Source organism: Streptacidiphilus sp. MAP5-3 (genome assembly GCF_041262505.1).
Classification (GTDB): Bacteria; Actinomycetota; Actinomycetes; order Streptomycetales; family Streptomycetaceae; genus Streptacidiphilus.
The window spans coordinates 71,906-98,225 of sequence record NZ_JBGCCL010000011.1 but is presented as its reverse complement, the minus strand read 5'-3'; the positions used below and the strand labels follow the sequence as shown (position 1 = coordinate 98,225).

24 protein-coding genes and 1 tRNA gene are annotated in these 26,320 nt (G+C 70.6%); 16 read left to right on the top strand and 9 right to left on the bottom strand.

The window, feature by feature from the left end; translation table 11 throughout:
• Positions 1-93 precede the first annotated feature (93 nt).
• Positions 94-789, bottom strand: coding sequence for a TetR family transcriptional regulator (locus tag ABH928_RS18675; protein ID WP_370067763.1), 696 nt, complete (start codon positions 787-789; stop codon positions 94-96).
• Between the two features lie 145 nt (positions 790-934).
• Between ABH928_RS18675 and ABH928_RS18670 the strand changes: the two genes are divergently transcribed.
• The gene (locus tag ABH928_RS18670; RefSeq protein ID WP_370067761.1) at positions 935-1,726 is read left to right on the top strand and encodes an SDR family NAD(P)-dependent oxidoreductase; all 792 of its coding nucleotides are present in this window, start codon (positions 935-937) and stop codon (positions 1,724-1,726) included.
• 101 nt (positions 1,727-1,827) lie between these two features.
• On the opposite strand, the gene ABH928_RS18665 is transcribed toward ABH928_RS18670, so the two are convergent.
• The 3 genes from ABH928_RS18665 to ABH928_RS18655 form a co-directional block, all read right to left on the bottom strand.
• Positions 1,828-3,057: a chitinase gene (locus ABH928_RS18665; protein WP_370067954.1), complete on the bottom strand. Its 1,230-nt coding sequence runs from the start codon at positions 3,055-3,057 to the stop codon at positions 1,828-1,830.
• Between the two features lie 272 nt (positions 3,058-3,329).
• A complete protein-coding gene (locus ABH928_RS18660) occupies positions 3,330-4,187 on the bottom strand; it encodes a 1-aminocyclopropane-1-carboxylate deaminase/D-cysteine desulfhydrase (RefSeq protein WP_370067759.1) in 858 nt (285 codons plus the stop codon).
• Complete coding sequence (locus ABH928_RS18655) at positions 4,184-5,329, bottom strand: LLM class flavin-dependent oxidoreductase (protein WP_370067757.1); 1,146 nt, start codon at positions 5,327-5,329, stop codon at positions 4,184-4,186. Before ABH928_RS18655 ends, ABH928_RS18660 begins: the two co-directional genes overlap by 4 nt.
• Before the next feature lie 230 nt (positions 5,330-5,559).
• Here ABH928_RS18655 and ABH928_RS18650 point away from each other — a divergent pair, with 230 nt between their 5' ends.
• The 3 genes from ABH928_RS18650 (at position 5,560) to ABH928_RS18640 (ending at position 7,858) form a co-directional block, all read left to right on the top strand.
• Complete coding sequence (locus ABH928_RS18650) at positions 5,560-6,237, top strand: GPP34 family phosphoprotein (protein WP_370067755.1); 678 nt, start codon at positions 5,560-5,562, stop codon at positions 6,235-6,237.
• Between the two features lie 100 nt (positions 6,238-6,337).
• Positions 6,338-6,414: transfer RNA gene (locus ABH928_RS18645), tRNA-Lys, on the top strand.
• 916 nt (positions 6,415-7,330) lie between these two features.
• Positions 7,331-7,858 carry a hypothetical protein gene (locus ABH928_RS18640; RefSeq protein ID WP_370067753.1) on the top strand — a complete coding sequence of 176 codons (528 nt, stop codon included), beginning with the start codon at positions 7,331-7,333 and terminating at the stop codon, positions 7,856-7,858.
• Here ABH928_RS18640 and ABH928_RS18635 read toward each other — a convergent pair.
• Together ABH928_RS18635 and ABH928_RS18630 are read right to left on the bottom strand one after the other, a co-directional pair.
• The gene (locus ABH928_RS18635) at positions 7,855-8,352 is read right to left on the bottom strand and encodes a VOC family protein (protein ID WP_370067751.1); all 498 of its coding nucleotides are present in this window, start codon (positions 8,350-8,352) and stop codon (positions 7,855-7,857) included. The genes ABH928_RS18640 and ABH928_RS18635 overlap by 4 nt on opposite strands.
• 882 nt (positions 8,353-9,234) lie before the next feature.
• Positions 9,235-10,455: an MFS transporter gene (locus ABH928_RS18630; protein WP_370067749.1), complete on the bottom strand. Its 1,221-nt coding sequence runs from the start codon at positions 10,453-10,455 to the stop codon at positions 9,235-9,237.
• 207 nt (positions 10,456-10,662) lie between these two features.
• Between ABH928_RS18630 and ABH928_RS18625 the strand changes: the two genes are divergently transcribed.
• Positions 10,663-11,481 carry a trans-aconitate 2-methyltransferase gene (locus ABH928_RS18625; protein WP_370067747.1) on the top strand — a complete coding sequence of 273 codons (819 nt, stop codon included), beginning with the start codon at positions 10,663-10,665 and terminating at the stop codon, positions 11,479-11,481.
• A gap of 257 nt (positions 11,482-11,738) precedes the next feature.
• Here ABH928_RS18625 and ABH928_RS18620 read toward each other — a convergent pair whose 3' ends face one another.
• Positions 11,739-12,896 (bottom strand): lactonase family protein, encoded by a 1,158-nt coding sequence (locus ABH928_RS18620; RefSeq protein WP_370067745.1) that lies wholly within the window; start codon positions 12,894-12,896, stop codon positions 11,739-11,741.
• A gap of 683 nt (positions 12,897-13,579) precedes the next feature.
• On the opposite strand from ABH928_RS18620, the gene ABH928_RS18615 reads away from it, so the two are divergent.
• The 8 genes from ABH928_RS18615 (at position 13,580) to ABH928_RS18580 (ending at position 19,513) form a co-directional block, all read left to right on the top strand.
• Positions 13,580-13,837, top strand: coding sequence for a hypothetical protein (locus ABH928_RS18615; RefSeq protein WP_370067743.1), 258 nt, complete (start codon positions 13,580-13,582; stop codon positions 13,835-13,837).
• Between the two features lie 160 nt (positions 13,838-13,997).
• A complete protein-coding gene (locus ABH928_RS18610; RefSeq protein WP_370067741.1) occupies positions 13,998-14,609 on the top strand; it encodes a DUF5994 family protein in 612 nt (203 codons plus the stop codon).
• 5 nt (positions 14,610-14,614) lie between these two features.
• Complete coding sequence (locus ABH928_RS18605) at positions 14,615-14,785, top strand: hypothetical protein (protein WP_370067739.1); 171 nt, start codon at positions 14,615-14,617, stop codon at positions 14,783-14,785.
• Between the two features lie 186 nt (positions 14,786-14,971).
• Positions 14,972-15,547 (top strand): DUF5994 family protein, encoded by a 576-nt coding sequence (locus ABH928_RS18600; RefSeq protein ID WP_370067737.1) that lies wholly within the window; start codon positions 14,972-14,974, stop codon positions 15,545-15,547.
• A 149-nt stretch (positions 15,548-15,696) separates the two neighbouring features.
• On the top strand, positions 15,697-16,053 hold the full coding sequence (locus tag ABH928_RS18595) for a PRC-barrel domain-containing protein (protein WP_370067735.1): 357 nt from the start codon (positions 15,697-15,699) through the stop codon (positions 16,051-16,053).
• A gap of 45 nt (positions 16,054-16,098) precedes the next feature.
• Positions 16,099-16,266: a hypothetical protein gene (locus ABH928_RS18590; protein WP_370067733.1), complete on the top strand. Its 168-nt coding sequence runs from the start codon at positions 16,099-16,101 to the stop codon at positions 16,264-16,266.
• 464 nt (positions 16,267-16,730) lie between these two features.
• Positions 16,731-17,993 carry an MFS transporter gene (locus tag ABH928_RS18585; RefSeq protein ID WP_370067731.1) on the top strand — a complete coding sequence of 421 codons (1,263 nt, stop codon included), beginning with the start codon at positions 16,731-16,733 and terminating at the stop codon, positions 17,991-17,993.
• 26 nt (positions 17,994-18,019) lie between these two features.
• On the top strand, positions 18,020-19,513 hold the full coding sequence (locus tag ABH928_RS18580) for an aromatic amino acid ammonia-lyase (protein ID WP_370067729.1): 1,494 nt from the start codon (positions 18,020-18,022) through the stop codon (positions 19,511-19,513).
• 73 nt (positions 19,514-19,586) lie between these two features.
• Here ABH928_RS18580 and ABH928_RS18575 read toward each other — a convergent pair whose 3' ends face one another.
• Together ABH928_RS18575 and ABH928_RS18570 are read right to left on the bottom strand one after the other, a co-directional pair.
• On the bottom strand, positions 19,587-20,603 hold the full coding sequence (locus tag ABH928_RS18575; RefSeq protein WP_370067726.1) for a LacI family DNA-binding transcriptional regulator: 1,017 nt from the start codon (positions 20,601-20,603) through the stop codon (positions 19,587-19,589).
• A gap of 98 nt (positions 20,604-20,701) precedes the next feature.
• Positions 20,702-21,901, bottom strand: coding sequence for a geranylgeranyl reductase family protein (locus ABH928_RS18570; protein ID WP_370067724.1), 1,200 nt, complete (start codon positions 21,899-21,901; stop codon positions 20,702-20,704).
• Between the two features lie 255 nt (positions 21,902-22,156).
• Here ABH928_RS18570 and ABH928_RS18565 point away from each other — a divergent pair, with 255 nt between their 5' ends.
• From ABH928_RS18565 to ABH928_RS18555, 3 genes are all read left to right on the top strand, one after another.
• Positions 22,157-22,648: a MarR family winged helix-turn-helix transcriptional regulator gene (locus ABH928_RS18565; protein WP_370067722.1), complete on the top strand. Its 492-nt coding sequence runs from the start codon at positions 22,157-22,159 to the stop codon at positions 22,646-22,648.
• 129 nt (positions 22,649-22,777) lie between these two features.
• On the top strand, positions 22,778-25,327 hold the full coding sequence (locus ABH928_RS18560; RefSeq protein WP_370067720.1) for an MFS transporter: 2,550 nt from the start codon (positions 22,778-22,780) through the stop codon (positions 25,325-25,327).
• An 81-nt stretch (positions 25,328-25,408) separates the two neighbouring features.
• Complete coding sequence (locus ABH928_RS18555; RefSeq protein ID WP_370067718.1) at positions 25,409-26,254, top strand: YceI family protein; 846 nt, start codon at positions 25,409-25,411, stop codon at positions 26,252-26,254.
• Positions 26,255-26,320: the final 66 nt, after the last annotated feature.

Here is a 26,320-nt window from a genome sequence, read left to right as displayed (position 1 = left end):
CGCACGTGCGGGCGTCCGGCGTTCCTGTTCTCAACTGCTGTTCTCAGCTGCCTTTCTTGACCGCTGTTCTTGACTGTGTGTCAGGGCTGCTCCTCAGAGCCACTGCAGCAGCGTGCGCATGCAGCGGTCCACCAGGGCGACCGGGCCCTCCGGGCCGTCCGGCGCGGCGTCGGTCGCGGCCCAGGCCTCCAGCGACAGCCGGATGGCGTCCGTCGCGCCCGCGGCGATCATCCGCAGCTCGAGCGCGCTGCGGCCGGCCAGGCTCGGCAGCGCCGCCAGGACCGGGGCCAACTGCTCCTCCGACTCCTGGTTGACCCGGTACCAGACCGCCCGCAGCGCGGCGTCCGCAGCGGCGGCGCGGAGCAGCCCGCGGGTGCCCTCCAGCGCCTCGGCCCCCGATGCGTCGACCGGGGTCATCGACGCCTGCGCCGCCGCGACCAGGGCGTCGCGCAGGTCGCTCCCCGACGGTGCCGACCCGCCGGCGTGACCGGACCCTCCGGCCTTCTCGGCCAGCAGCGCCCGCCACTGCGCGCCGCCCGCGCTGAGCAGCGGCGACACCGCGTCCTCTTTGCTGCGGAAGTAGCGGTAGAAGGTGCGCAGCGCGATCCCGGCCCGCTGGGCGATCTCCTCGGCGGTGGTCCCGTCCGGCCCGCGCTCGGCGAAGAGCTCGGCCGCGGCGCGCGCGATGTCGAGCTGCGTCGCCGCCTTCCGGCGCTCGGTCAGGGAGAGCTGGGGGGAGTGGGGGAGCTGAGGGGAGCCGGGGAGCTGGGGAGGCGGTGCGCTGGTCACAGGACACACCTTAGGACGTCGGCGCTCGCGCGTGTCACAACTGCACGCACTGCAAGTGTGGCAAATCGTGCCACCAAGGCGTACGGTGTCCAGTGACGCCGGAAATCTCGACGTCAAGACATTCAGCTGTGAACGGAGCAACCTCATGAACCGCTACGAGGGTCGTCGAGTCCTGATCACCGGCGGTGGCTCCGGCATCGGCCAGGCCACCGTGCTGCGCGTACTCGCAGAGGGCGGCCACGTCGTCGCCGCCGACGTCAACGAGGCCGGTCTTGCCGCTACCCGCGAACAGGCCGTCGCCGCCGGGACGGACGCACGCCTCCACGCTGTGACCGTCGACATCGCCGACGAGGCCTCGGTCCGCAACGCCGTCGCCGCCGCCCTCGCCGCGCTCGGCGGTCTGGACGTGCTGGTCAACGCCGCGGGCATCCTGCGCTCGTCGCACACCCACGAGACCAGCCTGGACTTCTTCAACAAGATCATCGCGGTCAACCTGACGGGGACCTTCCTGATGATCCGTGAGGCGATCCCGGCGCTGCTGCACGGCGACGCCCCGGTCGTGGTCAACTTCAGCTCCACCTCGGCCGGCTTCGCCCACCCGTACATGGCGGCCTACGCCGCGAGCAAGGGCGGCATCCAGTCGATGACCCACGCCCTCGCCTCGGAGTACAGCAAGCAGGGCATCCGCTTCGTCGCCGTCGCGCCCGGCTCCATCTCCAGCGGCATGACCGACGGCACCGGCTCCAGCAAGGAGAACGTCGGCCCTGGCCTCCCCGAGGACGCCGACATGTCCCTCTTCATGAAGCTCGCCCCGGCGCTGGGCGCGGGCTTCGCGGGTCCGGAGGCGGTGGCCGGCGTGGTCGCCATGCTCGGCTCGGTGGACGGTTCCTTCATCACCGGCACCGAGATCCGCATCGACGGTGGCACGCACTTCTGATCGAGCCGTGCTGAACGTGTCGGTGGGGGAGGCCTGTTGGCCGCCCCCACCCTCGTGCTGTCACGTCATCCGGTCAGCGGTCAGCGGTCAGCGGTCAGTGGTCAGCACTGCCCGTCGTCGGTCCAGACGCCGGCCGGGCCGCCCGGGGTGTCGTTCTGTGTCCACCACTTGGCGGTCCACTGGTGGCCGCCGTAGCTCACCACTGCGCCGCCGTTGTAGGCGGTTGCGGAGCTCCACGGCGTCGCCGTGCAGGTCCCGCCGCCACTCGTCGCCGTCGCCGTCGCCGTCGCCGAGGCGCTGGTGCTCGCGCTGGGCGGCGTGGTGACCGTCGAGGTCGGCATCGGCGTCGGCGTGCCGGTGGGCGGGGTTGCCCCGGCGAACTGCACGTCGTACTTGGTGAAGTCCCAGTCGTTCTGCGTCACGCTGCTGCAGCTACCGGACGTCGTGCCGTTGTTGTCCGGCGGGGTGCACTCGCGGTCGCGGTTGACCGACCAGAAGGTGTACCGGGCCATGTGGTTGGTCTCGGCGAAGTTCAACACCGTCTGGAAGTCGGACTGGTAGAAGAACTCGCCGCTGTCGCTGCGGCCGTTCATCATCGAGATGCCCTCGTGGGCATAGGCCGTGGCGCTGTCCCAGCCGAAGGTGTTCACCAACAGGGTGTTGAACTGCTGCAGCGCGGAGATCTGGCTGGCCGCGCCGTTGAACCCGCCGTCGAACGGCATGATGGAGAAGTTGTTCGGCGTGAAGCCGTCCGACTTCGCCTGGTCCAGCACCTGCTGCCCGAACCAGCCGGTCCCGGAGGTGGTTCCCGGCATGGTGATCGAGATGTAGAGGCCGGGGTTGCTCTGCTGCAGGATCTGCGCCGCGCCGACCTCGTTGGCGACCGCGGTGGCGTTCTCGTACTCCGGCTCTTCGAGGTCGAAGTCCATCGCGTGCAGGCCGTACTTGTCGATGACCTGCTGGTACGCGGCGGCGGTCGCGGCCGGGGTGGCGCAGGTCTGGCCCAGCTTGGTGCCGCCGTAGCCGCCGATCGAGACCGAGACGTCGCCGCCCGCGGCGCGGATCGCCTGGATCGTCGACGCCACGGCCGTGTCACTGGAGACGGGCGCAGTGCCGCCCCAAGTCGGCGTGCAGCCACCGCTGTTGGGCGCAAGGATGAACGCCAGCTGGAAGGCCTTGAGCCCGGTCGCGGCCATCACGTCAGTCGGGTTGGGCGGGTTGTTGTCGAGCGGCATCAGATACGGGGCTGCGGCGTACCAACTGCTGCTGAGAGCAGCGCTGTTGCCAGTGCTGGTACTGCTACTCGTGCTGGCCTGGGCGCTGGCGCCCATGGACGCGAGCAGCCCGCCCGCGGCGAGCGCGGCGGCGCCGACCGTCGCGATCGCGCGGTTGGGGGTGAAGCGGAACACCTGGACGCTCCTTGTGGGGAGGAGTGGGCTTTCCGGAAGCGGGGGCGTGCGCGCCATGGGGGTGTGCGCCGCCTGCCTGGTCCAGGGTGGGCGAGGTGTCGATGGTCCGTCAATAGATTGGACTAGACCTTGGGCTAGACCACTTGGGGATTAAGGCCGACTTGAGCTTCCTTTAGGCCTCACCGCCGGTCCGGTCAACCAGCGATGACGACGGCCACTGTCGAGCCCGCCGGGAACTCCTCGCCACCGAGCCGTTCCAGCACTGCGTACAGCACTTTCGCCTCGTACGTCGGGTCCAGTGCGATGCCGTGCCGTTCGGCGAACTCCGCGCGAAACGCGTCGAGTTCGGGGGTGCGGCGGCCGTATCCGCCGAAGGTCGCCGTGGTGTCGACGCGCCACGAGCCGCGACGGCCGCCGAAAGCGGCGTGCTGCAGCACCAGCGTCTCGGACTCCAGATCCGCATGCGTCAACGCGGCGAAGCCGACTGTGCGTTGGTCGTCCGACAGGCCCGCCGCGAGGCCGGCCAGCATCCCGCCCGTGCCGACCGCGCACACGGCCACCTGCACGTCGGTCGTCGCCAACTCCTCACCGAGGGACACGCATCCGAGCACACCCGCCGCATTGCTGCCGCCCTCGGGCACCACCAGCGCCGGGCCGTGGCGGCGCTGCCACTCCCGCAGCGAGTCCGGCTCCATCCGCGAGCGCCAGGCGCTGCGGCTGATGAAATCCAGCTCCATCCCGTCGTCCACGGCTGCGCGCAGCACCGGGTTGAGCTCGCGATCACGCAGCTCGTCCCCGCGGACCACGCCCACGGTGCGCAGTCCCGCCTCCCGTCCGGCGGCGGCCGTGGCGCGCAGGTGGTTGGAGTACGCGCCGCCGAAGGTCAGCAGGGTGTCGTGGCCGTCCGCGCGGGCACGTTCCAGATTCGGCCGCAGCTTGCGCCACTTGGTGCCCGAGACCGGCGGATGCAGCAGGTCGTCCCGCTTCAGCAGCAGCCGAACGCCCGCGCGTCGGGCGCGCGGGTCGTCGATCTGCTGCAGCGGGGAACTCACGCCCGGTCCGCTCCCCGGCCCGAGCCCTGGCTCGGATCCTGACCCGCAATCTGACCCAACCCCCATGCCTGCGCCACGAGTTCGTACGAGCGATGACGGGCGTCGTGCCCGTGGATATTGCTGGTCACCATCAACTCGTCCGCGCCGGTGCGCTTGCGCAGCTCCTGCAGACCCTCGCGGACCTGGTCCGGAGCCCCGATGACGACGTTGGCCAACCAGGAGTCGACGAACTCGCGCTCGAACTCGCTGTACGGGTAGGCCTCCGCCTCCTCCGGCGTCGGCACCTGGCCGGGACGCCCGCTGCGCAGCCGCAGCATCGACAACGCGCCCGACCCCGCGAGCCGCCGGGCCTGCACGTCGTCGTCGGCGGCCACGACGCCGACGCCGATCAGCGCGTACGGCTCCGCCAGCGCCTCGGACGGCCGGAACGACTCCCGGTAGAGGTCGAGTGCGGGCACCGTGTTCTGCCCGCTGAAGTGGTGCGCGAACGCGAACGGCAGCCCCAACCTCCCGGCCAGCTGCGCACTGAACCCCGACGACCCCAACAGCCACACGGGCGGACGCCCGCTCCCGGGCGCGCTCGCCTCACCCGGCACCGCCCGCAGCCGCGCGTACGGGTGCCCGGCGGGGAAGTCCGCGTCCAGGAAGTGCAGCAGTTCACTGAGCTGCTGCGGGAACTCGTCGACGGCATCCATCCCCGCCCCGCGCCGCAGCGCCCGCGCGGTGGCCGGATCGGTACCGGGCGCGCGGCCGATCCCCAGGTCGACCCGGCCGGGGTGGAGCGCGTGCAGCAGCCCGAACTGCTCCGCCACGACCAGCGGTGCGTGGTTGGGCAGCATCACCCCGCCCGACCCGAGCCGGATGTGGCTCGTGTGCGCGCCGAGGTGCGCCAGCAGCACGGCGGGGGAGGAGCTCGCCACCCCGGGCATCCCGTGGTGCTCGGCGACCCAGAACCGGTGGTAGCCCCACTCCTCGGCGCGCTGCGCGAGCACGGTGGTCGCGGCCAGCGCCTGGGACGGGGTGTAGCCGTCGCCGACGGTGGCCAGGTCGAGGATCGACAGCGGCGTCTCCGGACCCTGGTCGCGGGCGTCGACCGGTATTCCGGCGGTGCCTGCTTCGGCGCCTGCGCTGCTCTGGCTCATCGTGCGGCTCCTGTGGTCCGTTGTGGTCCGTGCGGCGGTCCTGGTGGCCCTTTCTCGGGCGATCCCTCTGGGCAACCTCGCGTGGACCGCCCCTGTTCCCCGTCGCGGCGCGTGACACTTCTCATACGGACCGCCGCACGGCGACAACGGCGGCATGGGCGGGAACAGCGACACCAGCGACACCAGAGAGACCAGCGACAACACTGACAACAGCGACAGGAGACCGCTTCATGCCGGGCACGTCGGGTACTCCGAGCTCCTCTCTCCCCTCTGTCCCCTCACTCCCCGAGGACCTGCTGATCCTCTGCGCCACCGGCCCGGACGGCCGCCTGCGCCGACCGCCCCACCTCGACTACGCCCTGGCGGGTGGCGTGCTGGCCGAGTTGGTCCTCGCCGGCGCCGCGACGGTCGACGGCGTGCGTCTGCGCCTACGTGTACCGGATCCGACGGCCGTCTCCGTCGACTCGGTCTCGGGCTTCCCGCCGGAGCTCCTCGGGCGCCTCCCGTCCGGCGAAGTGCGCCTCACGGTCTGCCTCAACCGTCTCCGGCGCCCGGGGCGCGGAGTCAGCCGCCCGGTCCTGGGCAGGATGGTCGCGACCGGCGTTCTCGCGGGGCACACCGGCCGTCTGCTCGGCGTCCTGCCGCACACCCGCTACACCGTCCCGGACCCCTCCGCCCGCGCCGCCCGTACCGCCCGCATCGCCGGCGTGCTCGCCTCTCCGGACACGGCGTCTCCGCGCGACCTCGCACTGACCACCCTCGCCCACGCCGCCGGCCTCACCTCCCACCTCACCCCGTCCCGCCCGGACCGCGCCACCCGCCACCTCCTCACCGACCTCACCCGCGCCGACCCCCTCGCCCACGCCGTCTCCCTCTCCATCCGCCGCGCCAAGAGCAGCAGCTCCTGACGGCCCCCGCCGGACGCCCCACATGGTCGTGAGCACCCCCGCTGGTCAGGTAGTATTTCCGTCGTGCCGAGGCGCGGGAGATCGCGAACGGAGCACACCGGCGCCGCTAGCTCAGTTGGTTAGAGCAGCTGACTCTTAATCAGCGGGTCCGGGGTTCGAGTCCCTGGCGGCGCACCACCAAGGTGGTATCTGACCTGCGGCTTCATGATTGATCATGAAGCCGCAGGTCTTTTTTGTGCCTGCGATGGGAGCGTGCTGGGAGCACGGGCGCGGAGTGGGCGCAAACGATCACTGGTCGGGTTGTATTTCTCGGGCGCCATGGTGGGAGCAGGCAAGTCGGGGACAGGTGTGTGTTCGTGTGCGGGAACGCAGCGATCGACCCGCAGTCAGGTTTCCCATGGGGGCCTGCCAGCCCATGGACCAGGCCTACGCTGGGTAGTTCTCCGGTCGGAGTCGGGCGCGTCATCGATCTGGATCGTCTTGCGGGGCAGAGCGATTCCAGGACTCTCATCTCCTTTCGCGCTTCTGCCAATTCAGTCGCCTCATCGGTGGATTCCGACACTCCTGGGCTAATTGGCGCATTTCCGGCCTGTCCCGATGGAAGCCTGCCCAAGATGCTGCGAGTGGCCTGAACGAGGAGACGCGCATGCGGCGGGCGTCATGGCAAAGCTGACGGAGGAGCAGCGGCAGCAACAGGCCGTAAAGGCGGGCCCGGCGCGAGGCGCTGGCCGGCGAGGAGCAGCACCAGCGGCGTGAGGAACGGAGCCGGATTCCGCGCGTTGACAGCCGACTCGATCACCGATGGGTTCTCGCCTGCGATCTGTTCGACGCTTCTCGCTGGGAGGAGCGTCGAGGGCGGGAGCATCGCCGGAGGGGTTTGCCCGCTGACCTCGCTCACGAAAGCGTGCGCAAGATTGAGAGGCTGACCTGTCCATCGAGCCCGCCAGGCGCCGGGGGCAATCCTCAAGTTCTCCTCAGATGCCAGTGCGACAGCTCTCCGCTCACGTAGTGTCGCGGACGCGACAAAGTCAGTCGTACACGAGGCGCTATTCGCGGGGAGTCAACTATGCGTGCTCGAAACACTGCCACTTCCATGGCAGTCCTTGCCTTGGCCGTAGCCGCCAGCACCGCAGCAACAGCCGCGCCCCAGCCGGTACACCAGGACATCACCGGAAGCAGTGCCCACGGCTCCACCGCGGCGACCGTCCGGGGAGGGGGCGGACAGGCCCGGCCCAACGTGCCGATCGAAGTCGGTTGCGACTACAGCTCCAACGCGCCCGCACGACTGACCTCGGGTGGCCCGCTGTACGCCACGTCCAACATCACCAACTGCACGACCGACCCGGCACCGACGGACTGCCACCTGACCGCGACGATCGAGGTCTATACACGCGGGCTCTTCGGGTGGGAGTGGGCGACGGCGGGCAAGACCGCCGACGGTGGCTGGGGAGCGTGCAACCCGAAGAAGATCCTCAAGCCGTCATACACCTGCCAGGGCGTCGTCGAAAAGAAGGAGTACCGGAACCAGACCACCCTCGGTATCACGTACAACGTCGACGGCAAGGCCGGCTCGAGTTCCAGCGTGACCAACAGCGGTACCAGCACCGAGTGGTGCGACTAATCCCGAGCGGACTCGTCGAGGACGACTGAGACCGAGCCCGCGGTTGATCGGTGGGGGGTGTGGTCGGCATCGGCCCAGAAGCCCGGGTCCTGGTCCGCCCCCGGCCCGTCCTCGCTCTCCTCGAACGCTCGAACCTCGCCCGCGCTGGAGACAAGCGTGAACGTGTTCCCCTCCGGGTCGGCCAGGATCACTTCACCGAGGCCAAAGCCCCGGTGGACCTTCCTGACGATCTGGGCTCCCAGGTCGATCAGACGCACAGTCTCGGCCTTGAGGGTCCCTGCCATCGGCCGGAATGCCAATCCCGTATCGCACGGTGCGGCGTCAGGCGATTCCGGCAGGAGAAGTCCTGGCCCGTCCACGTCCTCCTCTTCGAACCGCACCAGCGCGCCGACGCCCGCCCCCACCGCGGACCCGTCCACGGCCGCGGACCAGAACTTCGCCATCATCACGACGTCTCGGACCGGAATTGTCGCGTACCTGAGAACCAGAGCCATGCAGGCACACTACCCACGCTCCGCCCACCCGGTAGCGCCTTGATCGCATCCGATGGTCGAGGAACGAAAGAGGGGCGTCGGATACTTCCCGGGCGGAGACCGGGGGTCGGTCACGGGGGCTAGAGTCCGAGCGCGCCGCCGACAGGAGCACCGTGAACACGCACGCGCACTGGTCGGGAGTCCGGGACCGCGTCATCGCCGTGGAGGAGACCGAGCGGCGGGCTCAGCGGCCGGGGTGGCCCGTTTCTGACGCTCACTCAGATCAGCAGTTCGAGCCCTACATCGACTCGAAGGGGGCCCTACACGTTCCACAGCTAGTACCTCGAGTGGCTTGAGCAACGCAAACCGGTGCTTTCGGTGATCAAGACTTGGCGCCCCGGACCCGTGCACCGCAACCTGCTCAGCAACTGTCTGTTGCGCGCGACCCGTCAGCTCCTGCGTACACGTCTCTGCCGTTGAGTAGGAGAACTCAGGGGCGAGGGACCGTCCTACGGTCTCTTCCGGTGCGGCGCGTTCAGGGCGCTGCAGTGCGGGATTGGGGTGTAGTAGCCGTGGAGGGCGGGCGGTGACGGCGGCCTGGTCCCAGACGGTGGGGGTGGTCGCGGTGGTGGGGGTGGAGCGGGTGTCGCCGTTGTAGCTGGCGCTGAAGCTGAGGTTGGTGGTGACCTGGTACCAGAGGGAGAGGTTGCCGTACTGGTCGACTTTGCCGGTGTCGATCTGCCAGTGGTGTTGACCTGAGAATGGCCACCGAAGCAGGGCCGGGCCAGTTTGCCCTGCACCACCACTGACCGCGCCCCGAGCCGCTGATCAGCAGGCGGGCCTGACCCCGGTCTCAAGGCCCGGCCCGAAGGCGAATCGCGCAGAGACCCCCATCCCGCGCTCTCAGATGCCCAGGTGTGTGCCGAGGCGGCTGAGTGCCGCGGCGAGGACCGCGAAGCCGGCAGCGGAGAGCAGGAGCGTCGGGTAGCCGAAGCTGTGCAGGACGGGGCCGCCGAGGAAGCCGGCCAGGGACAGGCCGATGAACAGGGCGCTGTTGTTCCAGGACAGCATGGTGGTCGCGGCGGCGGGAAAGCGGTCCACCAGTCGGCGCTGCTGGGCGGGGAACATGGCATAGGCGACCAGGGCGAACAGCGCCAGGGTCGCGGCCAGCGCCAGGGTTCTGGGGAATGCCAGCGCGACCAGCACCTCGAAGCCGGCGGTGCCCAGCAGGGTGCCGGTCACCACGAGTTGCGCGCCCAGTCGGTCCGCGGCGCGGCCGCCGGTCAGGCCGCCGATGACGGCTCCCACGCCGTAGGCCACCAGCAGCAGCGGCACGTCGCCGCCGTGTCCGTGCGCGTCGCAGGCCACGGCGAGGAAGGTGTACAGGGCGTACACGGCCAGGGCCCAGCACGTGGTCACGGCGACGGCGAGAAGCGTGTCGCGGACGGACCCCCCTTCGGGACCGGGACCCGGACCGGTCTGCCGCTGCCCCTGCGCCGGTGACGCGGGCGTTTCGATGGGCGGCCAGGCGCGCAGGTGGGGAACCGTCAGCACGGCTGTGGAGCAGGCGAGAATGACGAAGACCTGACGCCAGCCGACGTGCGTGCCCAGCAGGGCCCCGAGCGGCGCGCCCACCCACAGGGACGTGAGCAGGCCGGAGCCGACGATGGCCAGCACCTGTCCCCTGTGCTCGGGCCTGGCTCGGAGACTGGTGAGGGTGTAGACGGTCGGACCGGTCGCGGCGCCGGCGATGCCGGCGATGACGCGCATGATGAGCAGCGTGGCGAAGTCGGGGGCCAGGGCGGTGCCGACGTTCGCCGCCGAGAACAGGGCGAGGGCGGCCACCAGGACCAGACGCCGGTCGGTGCGGTCGGCGACCCGTCCGAGCAGGGGCGCGGCGATGACGTAGGCCAGCGAGAAGCTGGTGATGGTCAGGCCGACCTGCGACAAGGAGACGTGGAAGCTGCGCGAGAGCTCCGGCAGCAGCGGGGAGACCACGAAGAGGTCCGTACCGACCAGGAACTGGGTCACCCAGGCGAGGACAACCTGTCCAGCGGTGATGTCGGCGGGTCGGCTCGGCGGTGCATCGCCCGGCTCGGGGGAAGCGGAAGCGGGTTGCTGCACATTCGCCACGCTAGCCCCGGGCGACCTCGGAAAGGTCTCCCGACACAAAGTCAGGAGTGTGGTGTCGCCCGGCAGGTCGTGAAGCCGCCATCCGGGTCGGTTCACACAGCCGAACGGTCAAAGATGACCGTCCTCGGGCTGGTGACGCCTTCGTCGACGGCATGCCTTGAGGCGGCACACCGCTTTCGCCTTCGGGAAGGAGTTCCAGTGGACGAGCCGGACGCGCCGGACGCGCCGGACGAAGGGCGCTACGGAGCAGACCTCTTCTCCCCCGAGCACACCGGGGAGGGAGCGCGTATCGACTACGGCGCGCTGGCCTATGACGCGGGGAGCCGCGCCCGGCTGACCGCCCTGGGCGTCGGCCCCGGGTGGCGCTGCCTCGACGTGGGCGCGGGGACCGGGACGATCAGCCGCTGGCTGCTTGACGAGGCCGGAGTCGACGAGGTCGTGGCCCTCGACCGCGATCCGCGCTTCGTGGACGCCCGCCCAGGCGGCCGGCTACGCACGACGGCCGCCGACATCACCGACCCGACGCTGTCTCCGGGCCGGTTCGACCTGGTCCACTGCCGGTTCGTGCTCATGCACCTGCGCAGCCACGCCGAGGTGCTGGCCCGCCTGGCCGACTGGGTGGCGCCCGGAGGCTGGCTGGTGGTCGGCGACGCCGTCGACCTGACCACGTCGGGCTCACCGCAGGCCGCCTACCGGCGGACCATGGCGGCCATGTGGCAGGTGCTGCGCGACCGGATCGGAACCGACATCGGCTGGGTCACCCGCTATCCGCAGCTGCTGCGCGATCTGGGGCTGCTCGAGGTCGGCGCGGAGGTACTGATGCCGCCGCTGACGGTCGACGCGCCCGTCACCGCCTTCTGGAAGGGCACCTGGCTCAGCATGCGCGACACGCTCGAATCCGGCTCCGCGTTGGAGCCTGGCGAGCTCGACGCGGCCCTGGACTATCTGTCCTCGCCCGCCCTCGCCGACCTCTCTCCGGGCATGATCACCGCTTGGGGCCGCCGCCCAGGGCCGTGAACGGCGGGCAGCATGGTCAGCCGTTGGCAGTGGCTCCGGCACGAGTCTCCACCACGACGTCACGGGCGTCGGCAGCCCCACCGACCTGCGCTCCTGGCCAGGTCACCGGCGGGGCGCAGGGATCGGTCCGGATCAGCCTGGTCGCCGCACCAGGCCGATACGCCTCACTCGACCGTCCGCCCCGACCCCTGCGCACATCCGCCCAGCGGGGGGTCGGCGGCTTTGCCGGAGCCGCCGGTTCCCGGGACCGGCATCGCTCAGAACGCGACGATGCCTTCGCTTCCCGCGCCGCCGGGCACGGTGGCGGTGCCGATCTGGGTCAGCACCCCGTCGTGGGCAACGGTGAACTCGTCGACGATGCCGTTGACGCCGGTCAGGACGTAGAGGTACCGGCCGCCCGTGGATGCTGCCGCGTCGATGGTGCCCGGGTCGGTACTCGCGTAGCCGAGCGCCGTCAGTGTGTTCCCGTGGTCAGTGGCGTGGAAGCCGCTGATGCTGTTGCTGCCGGCGTTGGAGGTGTAGAGCAGGTCGCCGATGGCGACGACCCAGCAGGTGGCCGCCTGTCCGGTGGCGGCGAACGCGGTCTGCGTGGCGGTGCCGTCGTGGTGGATGGCGAAGGTGGCCAGGGCGTTGGGCCCGGCCTCGGTCAGGAAGATGCCGTCGCGTCCGTTGGGGACGAACCCGAACGGGACCGCACCTGGGAGATTCGTGACCTGCGGGGTCGCGGACGGGGCGCCGGAGAGGCCGAGGCCGAAGACGTCGAGGTTGTTGCCGTTGGCCTTGGTGGTGACGACCAGGTGGGAGCCGTCGCGGGTGAAGCCGACCTGACCGGGGGTGTTGGTGAACTGCGGGGTGGCCTTCGGGTCCAGTCCGAGGCAGCGGTGCCAGCCCGCGTGCTTGCGCAGGTGGTCGCCGTCGACGGTGTAGCCCTGGATCGACCCGCCGTCGAGCGCGTTGAGGACGTAGACCACGTCGTGGTGGACCGCGACACTGACGGGGAAGCTGCCGCCGGATTCGATGACCTGACGCAGTTTCAGTCGGTCGCCGTGGACGGAGAAGACCGAGACGGTGTTGCTTCCGGCGTTGACGGCGTAGAGCAGCCCGTGGTCGGGGTCGTAGGTCAGCGAGCCCTGGGAGGCGAGGTGGTCGGCGACGGAGCCGGTCAGCTTGCCGCCGTTGCCACCGGTGGCGAAGCTGCCGGCCTGGGTGAGGTGCCCGTCGCCGGCGCGGTGGTAGGCGACGATCTCGTTGCCCGAGAGGCTGTTGGTCTGGACGAACACGGCGCGGAAGCCGGCGTCCCTGGTGGTGGCGGTGCCCGCTGCGGCGGGCGCGGCCGGGGCGGTGGCGACCAGCGCCGTCATGGTGGCCAGGACCGTGGCGACGGCCGTTCCGAGACGTCGGGTGCGTGCACGCATGGGGTACCTCCTGGAGGAGTGATCACGTGGATCTGCTGGGGAAGGAGGGCGCCCTATGCTCGGCGACGCGAGTGAGGTGTCGGCGGACCGGGACCAGGGCGAACTGATAGGGACGCCCGCCGAACCCCCGCGGGGAGACGGCGTCCACTCTCTGACGATATGTCGTTTCTGACTGCTGGTCAGGGATGCTTTGCGTGCGGCGTGCCGCAGCATCAGGACCACGGGCTCATGGCCGGCCGCCCGCGCAGGCCTCGACGCGGCGTGCTCCGGCGACACCGCAACCACCTACGCGGTGACCGCCGACCGGAACGCCCTGCGCGGTCGCTCCACAATCAGGTCGAACCGGTCACGGACCGCGCGAAGGGCGAGGGGCTCGCCGCGGGGTGACACACACCGGATCGGCGTCACCGCCGTGATCACCGCCGTGATCACCGCCGGCAGCTCCACAGCGTCGGCAGCTCCACGGCGAGGTCACGGGAGCGCGGCGTTACTCCGGTGGGGCGGGCGTAGCGTGGGAGACATGGGCTCACTGCCACGTCTCCTCGACAGCCCCCGCCGCCTTGACAGCCCCCGCCGCCCTGAGGCGTGGCATCCATGTGACTGACGGACCCAGGGGCGTCACCGACCGGCCAGGCCACGACCGGTTCGAACCATGTCGCCCATCCCTGGAAAGGGGAGGACCCGTGGAAGACCAGCAACTGCCGCCCCTCGGATATGCCGATGTCCGGATCATCGCCGCGACCCCCGAAGCCGCGCGCCGGGTCGCCCTCCTGCTGCGCAGCGCCTTCGCCGGCACCGAGCAGCGCAGCTACCCGACGGGCCAGGACGGGACCGGCACGAGACTTCACCTCACCGTCGACACCACCCGCGTCCTCGGCGCGCCTGATCCGCTCCCCGAGCGGTCGTCCGGTGGTGACCATCCGCACTCCGGCGAGGTCTGATCCGCACGGCGTTCGCGGCCTTGCATCGGTCCTTTGTGCCCCGGCGCGGAGTAGTCTTGAGGTACCGAGGGTCTTCCGCACACCGGCTGCAGTGCCCCTGTCGTTCTCGGCGAACGCCGACGCCGGGCCTGCGCGCGGGTCCGGGGACAGGACGCACATCATGTCCGTGTCATTGCTGCGACCACTCTCGGTCGCCCTTCCCCCGCCTCGCACGGAACCGTCCGCGCTGCGGCTCGCCCTGCGGCCCGCCGCCGGTGGCGGCGGCGTCCCCGTCGGCGCCCTGGACGGCGCCTGGTGGCCGCACTCCGACGACCTCCTTCGCGAACTGCCGTCCCTCGTTCCGACGTTGGACCGGCTGTGGGGGCGCATCACCAGGGTCAACGTCAACCCGACCCTCTGGCAGCCCCTGCCCCGTGAGATCCCGACCCCGGGACACGTGGTCAAGGTCGGCTGGTTCACCACCGAGCAGGACCCGCACAAACTCCTGCTCCTCTCCTACCGCACCGGCCGCTGGGACCTGCTCGTCATCCCACCGCAGACCGCCGACGCGGCCGCCCGGCGGCTGATGGCCGCCGCCAGTGACCCTGCCGGCTCGTCCACCGCGAGCGCCCTGATCGCGGCCGAACTCGGCCGCGTCGGGGTGTCCGGGGCTGCCGGCGTCGTGCCTCGCGACTCGGGCGAGGAAGCCGCATGGGAATCCGAAGGCGGTGCGGCGCTGTCCGTCCCGCTGATCATGCCCATCGGCCGCATGCAGGTGTCCTCAGGAAGGTGAGAACAATGACGCTGCTCTTCACCCTCCTCGCGCTCGCCGTCCTGATCTACGGCTGCGTGGTGCTGATTCAGCTGGCCAACGCGCGGCACGCCGCGCTACCGACGACGGTCCAGCCGCACCGGTGGCGCCTCCACCGCCGTGGCGCTGCCGCCCGGCACGCGGTTGGCCGTCCCTGACGACCGGCCTCCGACGCACACCGGCGCACCCCCGTCGGCCCCTCCGACGTCGACTCCTCCGACGTCGACCCGCCCGATGGCGTCGACCCGCCCGAGGTCGATACGACCGACCCAGCCGGCAGCCTCTCCCGGACACCAGAGGACGGACCGGCCTACGTCAGGCCGCCACCCAGAAAGGCCGACCTCATGATCACGGACACCACCCCCGCGCTCACCGCCGTTCCGCAGGCTGGCCTGCCGCTGCGGTTGGCCTTGACCCCCGACGGTCCACGACCTCGACTCGACGGCGCCTGGTGGCCGCACTCGCGCAACCTCGCCGATCAACTCCCCGCCTTGATAGAAGAGTTGGAACAGGCCTGGGGTCGCATCACTCGCGCCGCCGTCAACGAGGCAGCCTGGACGCAGCTGCGCCACAGCGTTCCGGTCGGATCCCACGACGTACGGGTGAACTGGTACAACTCCACCCACGATCCCCACTCCATCACGGTCTTCTCCTACCGCATCGGGGAATGGGAACTGCTCGTGGTCCCACCCGAGAGCGCCCCGTGGCGGGCCAAGCAGCTCATGACCGCCGCAGCACACCCCGGCAACCTGCAGAGCGCCCAAGCGCTCCTGACCGGCAGGCCCGTGGCGCCGTCGGCCATCTCACCGCACGATCGCATCCACATCCGCACCAGGCACAGCCCCAACCCCAACCCCAACCCAGACCCTGACCCCGCCTTCGCCGGTCGCCGAACCCGTTCGGCAGTCCCGGAGAGGTGAAAGCGGCGCTTCCGGCTGAAGAGCACCGCCGTGTAGCCGGTGTTCCGCGGGTGACCTGGCGCCGCCCGGAGTGCGGGGGCAGGCTAGAAGTGTGCAGGGTCGCAGCGGCTGACCCGGCTCAGGGGTCGGCCGTCGGGAAGGGAGACGCGGTGATCGAGGCAGCGAACATTCGCGAGTGGCGCACGCATGCCGTCGTCGACCCCGGCGGGCGCAAGATCGGAGTGCTGGAGGCGGTGTATGTGGACACCAGCACCGACGAACCGGCCATGGCCACCGTCCAGGTCGGCCTGCCCACCCGCCACCGGCTCGTCTTCGTTCCCCTGGACGATGCGGTCGTGGGACCTGGGTACGTCAAGGTCAACTACGCGAAGTCGCTGGTCAAGGGCTGCCCGGCGATCGGCACCGACGACGTGTTGCCCGCCACGGACGAGGAAGCGATCTTCCAGCACTACGGCCTGGTCTACGAGCCAGGCGCCGGCGGTGAGCGGCAGCTCGCCCGCCGCTGACCCCACCGGCGAGGCCACCGAACACCCCCTTTGAGGAGCCCGGCAATGATCCTCTTCCTGCTAATCGTGATCGTCGCGATCGCGCTGGGCATCATCGGCGCCGTCGCCCACGGGCTGCTCTTCCTGCTGGTCATCGGAGCCGTGCTGCTCGTCGCCGACCTGGTCTTCATAGCGATGCGCTGGCGGCGCTCCGGCCGGACCCCGCAACGGTGACGGCGGCGACCGAATAGCACCAGCCCACCGCTTCCCGAAGCGGTGGGCTTGGCCGGTTGACGCCCGGACGGACGGACCCGGCGCACGCTGACCCGGAACGACCGAGGGCCCCTGCCACGAGGCAGGGGCCTTTTTGACGTCGGGGCTCGGAGCTCGGCCACCAGGAGAAGTACGTCGTCCACACGTCGTACCAAGCGGCGAAGTCGGCATCGCTGCCCCCCCAGCCCCCACGGCGCCGTCCACGCCGTACCGACTGTCCCCAGGGGGTTGACCGGCAATCGTTTAATCGCTTCACTGAACCGCATCAGTGAAGCGCATCACTCATGAACCGCCCGTGCAGGTGCGCTCGCGATGTCGTGCCCACCCACCTGTGCCGGAGGTTCCCAGTGACGACCGAAGCAACTGCCCGGAGAGGCGTGGCAGTCGGCACACCCAAGGAACGACTGACCAGGTTCCACCTGAGAGTGACCGCCACGACCTTCGGTGCGAACTTCTCCGACGGCTACGCCCTCGGGGTCATCGGGGCCGTCCTGCCGGTCCTGTCCACCTCGATGCATCTGAACGGTGTCTGGCAAGGGCTGCTTGGCTCCTCCGCCCTGATCGGGCTCTTCTTCGGCAGCGTGATCCTCGGGCGCGTGGCCGATGCCATCGGGCGGCAGAAGCTCTACCTGTACAACTTCGTCCTGATCACGCTCGCCTCCGCCGGACAGCTGTGGGCGCACGGTCCATGGAGCCTGTTCGTTCTGCGCCTGTTGATCGGCTTCGGACTGGGGGCCGACTACGCCGTGGGCCCCACCCTGCTCGCCGAGTTCTCCCCCCGACGCCTACGCGGACTGCTGCTCGGGTCCCTCACCGTCCTGTGGACCGTCGGCTACGTGGTGGCCAACATCCTCGGCACCTACGTCTCCCTCGACGACTCCTCCGCGCACCTGCTGTTGGCCAGCGGAGCGCTTCCGGCGGCGCTCGTCCTGGTCCTGCGGGTCGGGACCCCGGAGTCGCCGAGCTGGCTGGCGAGCCGGGGCCGGAGCGCCGAAGCCGACGAGATCCGGCGCCGCTACCTCGGGGAGGAGCCGGGACCCCGCCCCGCCCAGGATCAGCCCCCGGCGACGCAGGTCACCCCGCGCTACACCGAACTGTTCGCGCGCGGCCAGCGACGCAACACCTGGTTCGGCGCGGTCTTCTACAGCGCGCAGGTCCTGCCGTACTTCGCGATCTACACCTTCATGTCGACGATCCTCGTCTCGCTCCACGTCTCGGACGCGAACACGCAGAACACAGTCCTCAACATGTTCCTCCTGCTCGGCGGCGTGGTCGGGCTGTGGCCGGTGCAGCGGATGGGACGGCGGCCCTTCACGATCTGGACCTTCGCCGTCCTGACCGTCTGTCTCGCGGCGATGGCGGCGCTGAACAACGACTCCGGCCTCGTGCTGATGGTGCCGTTCGTGGTCTACACGTTCGTGATGTCGGCCGCGTCCAACATCACGCAGGTCTACCCGCCCGAGCTCTTCCCGACCGCGCTGCGGGGCGCCGGTGTGGGCTTCCTCAACGGCGCGAGCAGGGTCGCCTCCGCGGTCGGAACCTTCATCCTGCCGATCAGCCTGGACCAGCTCGGGGCCGGCTGGTCGATGGCCTGGTTGGCCGGAGTGCTGCTGCTCGGAACCCTGGTCAGCATCGCGTGGGCGCCCGAGACCAAGAACCTGGTGACGACGGAAGGCTGGCACCACTGATGACTGCGGCCCCACATCCTGACGCCGTGTGCTTCGACGGCTCCTCCCTGACCGCAGGTCAGGTGACCACCCTGGCCCGTATGCTGCCGCCGATCCACGTGGATCCGCAGGCCCGAGCACGAGTTGCGGCAGCTCGGACGTCAGCGATCCAGGCCAGCACGCGGCGCCCGGTCTACGGTCACTCCACGGGCGTCGGCGCCAACCGCACCACCGCACTCGACGAGGAGGCCACCCGCGAGTTCGGCCTGCGCCTGCTGCGCAGTCACGCCGGCGGCATCGGCCCCCTCGTGCCGGTCGAGCAGAGCCGGGCCATGCTGGCGGTGCGCCTCAACCAGCTTCTGGGCGCGGGCTGCGCCATCGACGGCGCCGTCGTCGACGCTCTCGCACAGGCCCTCACAGACGGCCACGTCCCCGAGATCCACGCACTCGGCTCGCTCGGCACCGCGGACCTGACCGCGCTGGCCGAACTCGGCCTCACCCTCGTCGGCGAGCAGCCATGGCATCCCGGCACCGGCCTCGGCGCCCCGCCCCGCCCGCTCGCCCTGAGCTCCTGGGACGCGCTGCCGTTGCTGTCCAGCAGCGCGCTCACCATCGGTCAGGCGGCGCTCGCCGCCACCGATCTCCGTACCCTGCTGGACCGCGTTCCGCTCGTCGCAGCCCTGTCGCTCACCGCCGTGCACGGCTCTCTGGAGCCGTATGCCGCAGCTGTCCACGCGCGCCGGCCCCACCCGGGCGCGCAGGAGGTCGCCGCGCGCATGACCCGGCTCCTGGTCCGCGCCGACTGGAGCCCGTCGCTGGTGCAGGACCCGTTCGGATTCCGTTGCCTGCCCCAGGTCCACGGCGCCGCCATGGACGCCTGGAACGCGCTCGACCGCGTCCTTGCGGTGGAGCTCAACGCCAGCGCCGAGAATCCGCTCCTCGACGGCGACGACTACTACCACCACGGAGGTTTCCACCAGGCCCCGCTGGCCCTGGCCATGGACCAGATGCGGCTGGCCCTGCTCGGCACCGCGCAGCTCACCACCGCCCGCCAGGGCGCGCTCAACGAACCGGCCTTCACCGGCCTGCCTCCTTTCCTGGCGGAGGCGGAGAACGGGAGCAGCGGCCTGATGATCACCGAATGCGCCGCGCACAGCGCCCTCGCCGAACTGCGGGGCGCGGCACAGCCGGTGACACTCGGTCATACCGTGATCTCACGGGGCGTCGAGGAACACGCCAGCTTCGCCGCCACCGGCGCGCGCCGCCTGACCGAAGCGGTGGACCACTTCAGCCTCATCCTGGCCTGCGAACTCGTCGCGGCTGTGCGTGCCCTGCGGATGCGGGACCGCACTGCGCCCGGCACCGGTGAGCTGTCCCACTTCCACCGCACGGCCGCAGCCGTCCTCGACCCCGACCTCGCCGACCACAAGCTGACCGCGGACGTCCACGCGGCGGCGGCGCTCCTCCGCTCGGCGGATCTGGCCCTGGACCTGGACCTGCCGATCGCCGCCCCGTCCGTGATACCCGTCGAACCACGGTGAACCACGGTGAACCAAGCCACGGTGAACCATGGTGAGCCGCGGTGAACCCGGCCCGGACGCCTGCTCGGCCAGGTCAAACGGCCGAGTCGCGCGGCCTCCCGATCGAGCCGCGCAACCGCACCGTCGGCGGCAGCACTTTGCGCCGGCTGCGCTTGCCCTCCTCGATGGCCTTCACGGTGCGCTCGACGATGAGGTCCAGCAGCTCCTCCACGGGCCAGCGGTAGCTGGACAGTGGCGGGGTCAGCAACCGCGACAGGGGCTGGTCGTCGTAGCCCAGCACGGACACGTCGTCCGGCACGACCAGGCCGAGGTCCTGCGCGGCGGCGTAGACGCCGTAGGCCATCGAATCGCCCAGGCAGAGGAAGGCGGTGGGGCGGTCCGGTTTCGTGAGCACCGTGCGCGCCACAGCAGTTGCGCCGTCGAGGTCGTACGGCGAGGTGTGCACGGTCACGGCCAGACCCAGCTCGCCCGCCACCCGGTGGACCACGCCCTCAGCCGGCCGGTCCGGGGTACCCGGCAGTCCCGGCGTCACAACTGCGATCGCGCGGTGGCCTGCTGCGGCGAGCCGACCGAGTGCATCGGTGACGCCGAGATCGTTGTCAAAGACCACCTCGGCCGCCGTGGTTGCTCCGGGGAGGCCGTCGCCGACGGCGATCAGCACCGTCTGCCGGGCGATCTGCTGCCAGTGCGCGGCGGCCGGGTCGACGGGCAGCACGATCAGCGCGTCCACCCGCTGGGCTGCCAGATGCGAGGCCAACTGGGCTTCCAGTTGCGGGTCGTTCGAGGAGTCGACGATCAGGGCATGCCGACCGGTCGCCAGCAGCCTGCGGCCGAGCGAGGCCGCCAGCCCTTGCTGCCATACGTCGGTCAGCGATTCGCACAGCACGCCGACGGTGTCGGTGCGGCCGGAGGCCAGCGCTCTGGCGATCGGGTCGACCCGGTAACCGAGCCGGTCCGCTGCCTCGCGCACCCGCTGCTGGGTCTCCGGCGGCACATGCAGGCCGCGCAGGGCATAGGACACCGCCGCGGGGGAGAGGCCGGTGTCCTTCGCGATATCGCGCAAGGTGATGCGTCGCTGACGATTAGGCACGCGAACAGCTTATGAGTTCGCGGTTCGGCACGGCGCGCCTCACGGGTGCAGTCCCTGCGCGGGCGCCGTCACGGCTGCGGGCGTCACGACCGTAGGCGTCACGAACGCAGGTGGCCGAAGAGCTGGGCCAGCAGGCGGGTCGTGGCGGGACTGGACATCACGGCGCGGTTGAACAGCGGGCGGTAGCCGAATCGGGCGAAGACGTGCTCGGCGAGCGCGTTGCCGAGCAGGTAGTGCCGGGCCCACCGGCGGTGCACCTCCGTCGGGTAGTGGTGCAGCGCCTGTTCGCGGCGGGAGCCCGACGGGCGGGTCAGGGCCAGGGCGACAGCGTGCGCTGCGATCTCGCCCGCCTCCATCGCCTCGCCGATCCCCTCGCCGCTCCAGGGGCTGACCATGCCGGCGCTGTCCCCGACCACCAGCAGCCCGTCGCGGTACTGGGGGCGCCGGTTGAGCCCCATCGGCAGGGCCGCGCTGCGCAGCGGAGAGTCCGCAGTGGCCTCGTCGAGCTTCCAGCCCGCGGGGAGCCGGGCGACCCACTCGCGGAAGGTGGCACGCAGGTCGGTGTTGCAGTGCCGGCGGTGCGGAAGTCCGCCGAGTCCGAGGTTGACCCGGCCGTCGGCGAGCGGGAAGAGCCAGCCGTAGCCGGGCAGCCAGGCGTCGGCGTCCGCGCAGCGCAGGTCCGCCCACAGGTGCAGGTAGCCGTCGTCGGTGAACGCGTCCGTGCGGTAGTAGCGACGCGCGGCGGTCGCCATCGGGGTACGTGTACTGCGCGCCCACCCGGTGGCCAGCGCGGTCCGCGCGGGTGCGCCGTCGGCGGCTATCACGACGGCGGCGCGGTGTTCGACCTGCTCCCCGTCCTGCCCGACAGCGGTCACGCCGACGACGCGTCCGGCCGCGTCGGTCAGCGGGGTGGTCACCTTGGTGCGCGTGAGCAGGCGCGCCCCGGCCGACTGCGCGTGGCGGGCGAGCAGTTCGTCGAAGTCATGCCGGGTCCGGGTCAGCGCGAAGTCGGGATAGTGCCCCGTGGCGGGCCAGTCGACGTCGATCTCCCGGCCGTCGCAGTGCACGCGGACCCCGCGTGAACGTCGCCAGCCCTCTCCGCTGATATCGACACCCATGCGCAGAAGTTGGTGGACGCCCCGGGGAGTGAGCCCGTCCCCGCACACCTTGTCCCGCGGCAGGGCGTCCTTCTCCAGAAGCAGGACGTCCACTCCCGCGCGCGCCAGGTGCAACGCCGTGGCCGAGCCCGCCGGGCCCGCACCGATGACCACGACCTGCGCGTCCTGCTGTATCTGCATGCCAAGTTCCCCACGTCCGGATCAGGATGACAGCCGGTCGCAGCACCCCGAGGGCACGATGCGTCCAGCGCCGGGCAGATGGCGCCCGACGGTAGTCCTTCCCCGCGGACCGGCGGCGGACCCTCGTGACTCACGCGACTCTCCTGGCGGTCACCGGTGATCCGCGCAGATCAGTGGTAGATGCAGCTATTCATTTGCCTGTTGCAACCAACTGGCCTAAGGTTGCCTAAGGCAACCAATGCGGGAGGGTGCTGGATGGCGACACGGGAGGGCTGCGCGGAGCTGGTGCGGCACCTGAGCGCACTGGGTGCGGTCAGCCGAGGGCTCGGCCGGGCTCTGCCGCAGGACTGCGCTCCGGCCTCGGTCGCGACCCTGCGCATGCTGCGCCAGTACGGGCGGATGCGGACGGGTGAGCTGTCCGAGCGGCTCGGCGTCGACGTGTCGGTCACCAGCCGCCATGTCGCGTGCCTCGCGGAACGCGGATGGATCGAACGCCGGCCCGACCCGCAGGACAAGCGATCGCGGCTGCTCAGCCTCACGCCCGCCGGGGAGGCGGTCCTGGGTGAGGCGTCGGGCCTCATCGCCGAGGCGCTCGCGGATTACCTGCAGGACTGGACGGACCAAGAAGTGACTCAACTCGCCACGCTCATGGCTCGACTGCGCGACAGCTTCGACGACTGCCGGCCCAGGCCGCTCTCCCTGCCCAGGACGTTCTCCCGGCCGCCCGCCGGCCAGACCGTCCCTTAGTGCCGCCTCGCACCAACCAACCACCTGTCCCTTACCCACGAACCACCCTGCGCCGCAGGCCAGTTGAGCTGGATGCGCGCGACCTGAAGCGCCGCATGCACAGCTGACGCGGACTGGAGAACGAAGACGATGGCAACGACCACACTGACCGGTGTGCGTGAGGCCACCCCGAAGCATGGATCCCATGCGGCGCGCGGGTCTCAATCCGGGCCCCACTCCGGGGATCACCAGGCTCCCATGTCGCACCGGCAGATCATGGAGGCACTGTCCGGGCTGATGCTCGGGATGTTCGTCGCCGTGCTCTCCTCGACGATTGTCTCGACCGCACTGCCGACCATCCTCGGGGACATCGGCGGCGGCCAGAGCGCCTACACGTGGATCGTCACGGCCGCGCTGCTCGCGGTCACCGCGACCACCCCGCTGTGGGGCAAGATGTCGGACCTGGTGAGCAAGAAGCTCCTGGTCCAGATAGCCCTGGTGCTCTATATCGTCGCCTCGGTGGTGGCCGGCTTCTCGCAGAACCCGGGAATGCTGATCGCCTGTCGTGTCGTCCAGGGCGTCGGCGCGGGCGGCCTGTCCGCGCTCTCCCAGGTGATCATGGCCGCCATGATCTCGCCGCGTGAGCGCGGCCGTTACAGCGGTTACCTCGGTGCGACCTACGCCGTCGCGACCGTCGGCGGTCCGCTGGTCGGTGGCGTCATCACCGACACCAGCTGGCTCGGCTGGCGCTGGTGCTTCTACGTGGTCGTGCCGTTCGCGCTGATCGCACTGGTCGTGCTGCAGAAGACCATCCATCTGCCGGTGGTCAAGCGCCAGGTCAAGGTCGACTGGCTGGGCTCCTTCTTCGTCACCGCCGCGGTCTGCCTGCTGATGGTCTGGGTCACCTTGGCCGGTGACCAGTACGCCTGGCTGTCGTGGCAGACCTATGTGATGGTCCCCGGCGCGCTGGTGCTCGGCCTGATCTTCCTGCTGGTCGAGTCCAAGGCGAGCGAACCGCTCATCCCGCTGCGGCTGTTCCGCAACGCGACGATCACCCTGACCTCGGTCGCCAGCCTCTTCGTCGGCGTCGCGATGTTCGCGGGCACCGTCTTCCTGAGCCAGTACTTCCAGCTCTCCCGGGGCAAGACCCCGACCATGTCGGGCGTGATGACCATCCCGCTGGTGGCCGGCCTCTTCGTCGCCTCGATGGGCTCCGGCCAGATCATCACCCGCACCGGCCGCTGGAAGGCGTTCCTGGTCGGCGGCGGTCTCTTCCTGACCGGCGGCGCGGCCACGCTCGGCCTGCTCCGGGTCGACACCCCGTACTGGCAGGTCGCCGTCTACATGGCGCTGCTGGGCATCGGTATCGGCCTGATGATGCAGAACCTGGTGCTCGCGGTGCAGAACCAGGTCGCTCCCAAGGACCTCGGCGCGGCCAGCTCGCTGGTCACCTTCTTCCGGTCCCTCGGCGGCGCGCTCGGCGTCGTGGCCCTCGGGGCCGCGCTCACCGTCCGCATCACCCACTACAGCAAGGACGGCTTCGCCGCGCTCGGCCTGCCGATGCCCGCCTCGTCCGGCGGCAACGCCGCCATCCCCGACCTGACCAAGCTGCCCCCGCTGGTCCGCGGGATCACCGAGAACGCCTACGGGCACGGCATCGGGGACGTCTTCCTCTACGCCGCTCCGTTCGCCTTCGTCTCCTTCCTGCTGGTCCTCTTCATCAAGGAGGTGTCGTTGAAGACGACGAGCGGCCTGCAGCAGAGCGCGGGCGTCGTCGGCGACGCCCCGGCGGGCACTGCGGCCGTCGCGGGTATGGAGGAAGAGACCGCCTCCGAGCTGGAGTTGGCCTCCCTGGCCGCCGCTGCCGACGTGCAGCCGGCCGCAGCGTTCACGTCAGTGGGGTTCGACCCGGTCGACCAGGAGGTTCCCATGAGTGGCAGCATGGTCCACGGCTCCGTGCGTGGCGGAGACGGCCGACCGGTCGGTTCGGCCACGGTCACCCTGATCTCGCTGCAGGGGCGGCAGTTGGGCCGTGCGACGGTCGCTGCGGACGGTGGCTACCGGCTGGCCGCGCCGGGGGCGGGCAGCTATGTGCTGATCGCCGCCGCCGAGGGTCACCGGCCGCAGGCGTCCACCGTGGCCGTCGGCGACGGCCCGGTCGGCTACGACATCGCGCTCTCCGGGACCAGCGGTCTGACCGGCCTGGTGCGCGCGGCGGCTGACCAGCGGCCGGTCGCCGAGGCGATGGTCGTGGTCACGGACCTTCGTGGCGAGGTGCTGGCCACGGGCAAGACCGCCGAGACCGGTGCCTTCGCCTTCGAGGCGCTGACCGCCGGCACGTTCACGGTCGCCGTCAACGCCACCGGGTTCCGTCCGGCCGCGCTGCCGGTCGAGGTCGGCACGGCGGGTCCGTCCCGGATCGAGATCGAGCTGGCCGCCGGTCTGGAGCTGCAGGGCACGGTGCGCGCCGGCGCGGACCGCCGTCCGCTGGCCGACGCCCGCGTGACCCTGGTGGACACGGCCGGCAACGTCGTGGGCAGCGCGACCACCGGCGCGGAGGGCGACTACGCCTTCACCGACCTGGACGCGGGCGAGTACACGCTCATCGCCAGCGGCTACCCGCCGGTCGCCTCTGCGCTGACCCTGGACGGACGCGGCGACAGCGGACACGACGTGGAGCTCGGCCACTCGGACGAGTGACAGAGCGGGGAGATCGGGTTCCGGCTGGCACGCGGACGGCCGCGGCGGCCGGAACCCGTCACTGATCGATCGGGAGCAGCAATGACCACTCACATCGGTGAGGGCGGCACGGGGCTTCGTGCCCGGGTTCGGACGAGGGATGGGTGGGCGGTGCGGCACGCGGTGCTGACCGTCACGGACATGACGGGCAGTCAGATGGTGCGGGCGACCGCGGACGACGACGGGTTGGTGTGCACGCAGGCGCTGCCGCAGGGTGTGTACACGGCGATCGTGACTGCGGTCGGTTATCAGCCGACGGCTTCGACGGCGATCGTGGCGTCGTCGGGGCGGGCTGATCTGGGCAGTCTGGTGCTGGCCCGGCAGGGTGGGGTGGAGCTTCCGCCGCCGGGGCCGTGGACGGTCGATCCGGCGCATTCCTCGGTGGGTGCGGTCGCGCAGCATCTGGGGATCTCCAGTATCCGCGGTCACTTCGGTGAGTTCCGTGGGCAGGTCGAGATCGCCGAGCGGGTCGAGGAGTCGCGGGTGTTCGCCGTGATCGGTGCGGCGTCGATCGACACGGGCAACAAGATGCGTGACGACCACCTGCGTTCGCCGGACTTCCTGAACGTGGACGCCCAGCCGGAGATCACCTACCGCAGCACCGGCGGTGTCTCCCCGGCGGGCCCGGACCGTTGGACGGTCCATGGCGAGTTGACGATGAACGCGGTGACCCGGCCGGTCGATCTGGACCTGACCTACCTCGGTACGGGCCCCGACCCGTGGGGCGGTACCCGGGCGGCGTTCCGGGCGACGGCCGAACTGCACCGCGAGGACTTCGCGATGAACTACAACCAGGTGGTCCAGGTGGGCATCGCGGCCATCGGCACCACACTCCGCGTGGAACTCGACATCCAGGCCGTACAGGGGACCACCCTCCCGAGCGGGTGACCGTGGGCCGAAGTCGGCGGAGCGGAGGAATCGCCCTCGCGTTCGCTCGGTAGGATGCGGCGCGAC